Genomic DNA, 2886 nt, shown 5'->3' with positions numbered 1-2886 from the left:
GCTGTATGTATTTAGTACCGAATAATATTCTCCAATCAAAGTAATAAAATCAGGAGAGTCTGGTTGAACACTTGTGGAGTTAGCGGGAGAAGAGGCAGCGGGATTAGTCGGTGTAGGTGTAGGGTGGGCAAATAAACCCGGTTTCCCACTGCTTAATTTTTGTTTACAAACAGCCTCTAAGTTAAGTAAAGTGGTTTAGGGGGAATGGGCAGGATATTCTTTCCTCCTCCCTCGCTTTGAGATCGAACTCAAGTCGGTTAGACTAGCCAGACAAGGTGACAAAAGGATCACCAACGAAAATCCATCCTTTTATGAATCAGAAATCCTTTGAGCCTCATCGTAACGAAGCTATTGCTATCCACGTAGAAGACGATCGCACCGGGATGACGGTGGAGACACTCAAACGTGCCTTCGCCGATAACTTATACTGCATCCAGGGCAAAAATGAGTTCTTAGCCACACCCCTCGATTACTACATGGCTTTGGCTTATACAATACGCGATCGCCTCCTCTATCGGTGGATCAACACAGCGACCACCTATATCCAAAAGGATGTCAAGACAGTATATTATCTGTCAGCAGAATTCTTGATGGGTAGGCAATTAGGCAACAACCTGATTAACTTAGGCTTGTATGAAAAAGTTTGTCAAGCTGTCCAAGAGTCTGGACTAAACCTAAATGACCTGATCGTACTAGAATCAGAACCCGGATTGGGCAATGGTGGTTTAGGGCGTTTAGCAGCATGTTTCCTCGATTCCCTGGCTACCCTAGAAATACCTGCCATTGGCTACGGAATTCGTTACGAATTTGGTATTTTTGACCAAAGAATTGAGGAAGGCGTTCAAGTCGAACACCCAGACAAATGGTTACGCTTTGGTAACCCATGGGAAGTACGCCGCCCGGAATTAACTGTTGAAGTTGACTTTGGCGGATATACAGAAACTTACGAAGATTACAAAGGGCATTATCGGGTTCGTTGGGTTCCCGATCGCCAAGTTATGGGTATCCCCTACGATACGCCCATACCGGGATACGACACCAATACTGTAAATGCTCTCCGCCTCTGGCGAGCGGGTGCCTCTGAAGAATTCAACTTCCAAGTATTCGATAGTGGTGATTATGCGGGAGCTGTTACCGATAAAATATTCTCAGAGAATATATCCAAAGTCCTCTATCCCAACGATAATACTTCCCAAGGTCAACAACTGCGGCTAGAACAGCAATATTTCTTTGTCAGTTGTTCCCTTCAGGACATTATTAACACATACCGCCGTACTCACCTAAATTTCGATCATTTCCACGAGAAAGTTTGTATCCAACTCAATGATACCCACCCATCTATCGGTGTGGTGGAATTGATGCGGCTATTAGTAGATAAGTACGAATTAGGTTGGAATCGAGCTTGGTATATCACCAAGAATGTCTTTGCCTATACTAACCATACTCTCCTAGCAGAAGCCTTGGAAAGATGGCCAGTAAGCCTGTTTGAGCGGCTCCTCCCCAGACATCTAGAAATTATCTACGAAATCAATTCCCGCTTCCTCGATCAAGTAAAACTCCAATATCCCTTCGATGAAGAGCGAGTGAGTCGCATGTCCTTAATTGAAGAAGGACAACAGAAATATGTCCGGATGGCAAACTTAGCTTGTGTGGGTAGTCATAGCATTAATGGGGTGGCACAACTCCATACTGATTTACTCCAACAACGGGTACTCCGAGATTTCTCTCAAATGTGGCCAGAACGGTTCAATAATAAGACTAATGGCGTAACTCCCCGTCGCTGGCTATTATTGAGCAATCCCCAACTTTCTGAGCTAATTACCGATAAAATTGGTAATAATTGGGTGAAAGAACTAGAGGAACTCCACAAGCTAGAAGCCTTTGTTAATGACCAGGAATTTTGCCAACGGTTTGCATCAATTAAGCAGCATCACAAGCAAGAATTAGCAGATTATATCCTGCTATTTAATGATGTGGAAATCGATGCAAATTCCTTATTTGATGTTCAAGTAAAGCGGTTGCATGAATACAAGCGTCAACTCTTGAACGTCCTTTACATTATCACCCTCTACAACCAGATTAAAAGGAATCCCAACCGACAAACTGTACCCCGAACCTTTATTTTTGCAGGGAAGGCGGCTCCAGGCTACTTTATGGCGAAATTAATTATTCGCTTAATTAATTCTGTAGCTAAAGTAGTGAATAACGATCACGATATCGGAAATCGGATTAAGGTGATCTTTCTGGAAGGATTTTCAGTATCTCTAGGTCAACGAGTCTATCCTGCGGCTAATCTATCTGAGCAAATTTCCACTGCCGGGAAGGAAGCTTCTGGTACTGGTAATATGAAGTTTGCCATGAATGGTGCGCTGACTATCGGTACTTTAGATGGGGCAAATATCGAGATTCGGGAAGCAGTAGGTGCAGATAATTTCTTCTTATTTGGTTTAACCGCTCAGGAAGTATTTGATTTGAAAGCGAGTGGGTATAATCCATGGAATTACTACAAGAATAATCTCGAACTCAAAGAAGTGATCGATCGCATTGCTTCCGGTTATTTCTCTCCTGAAAATCGAGATTTATTCAAGCCAATTGTAGATTCTCTCCTCCACCACGACGAGTATATGCTGTTAGCAGACTACCAAGCCTATATTGATTGTCAGGAAATCGTCAGCCAAGCATACCGCGATCGCGATAATTGGACAAGGATGTCGATTCTCAATACGGCTCGCATGGGTAAATTTTCCTCAGATCGCACAATTCGCGATTATTGTCAAGACATTTGGAAAATTGATCCAGTTCATATTGAAATTCCCCAGTACAACCCAGAAACTGCTGGTTTGAATCTGCCAAAGGGGAGTGGGGAGTAGGGAGTAGGGAGTGGGT

At 43.4% G+C, this 2886-nt stretch carries 1 protein-coding gene; it reads left to right on the top strand.

Features of this window, described 5'->3' with window-relative positions; translation table 11 throughout:
- Positions 1–311 precede the first annotated feature (311 nt).
- Positions 312–2870: a glycogen/starch/alpha-glucan phosphorylase gene (locus NJ959_RS28020; RefSeq protein WP_254015046.1), complete on the top strand. Its 2559-nt coding sequence runs from the start codon at positions 312–314 to the stop codon at positions 2868–2870.
- Positions 2871–2886 lie beyond the last annotated feature (16 nt).

It is taken from the genome of Limnofasciculus baicalensis BBK-W-15, assembly GCF_024178385.1.
Taxonomy (GTDB): domain Bacteria; phylum Cyanobacteriota; class Cyanobacteriia; order Cyanobacteriales; family Coleofasciculaceae; genus Limnofasciculus; species Limnofasciculus baicalensis.
Note: the sequence above shows the minus strand (reverse complement) of the source record. Positions and strands in the feature narration are given on the sequence as shown.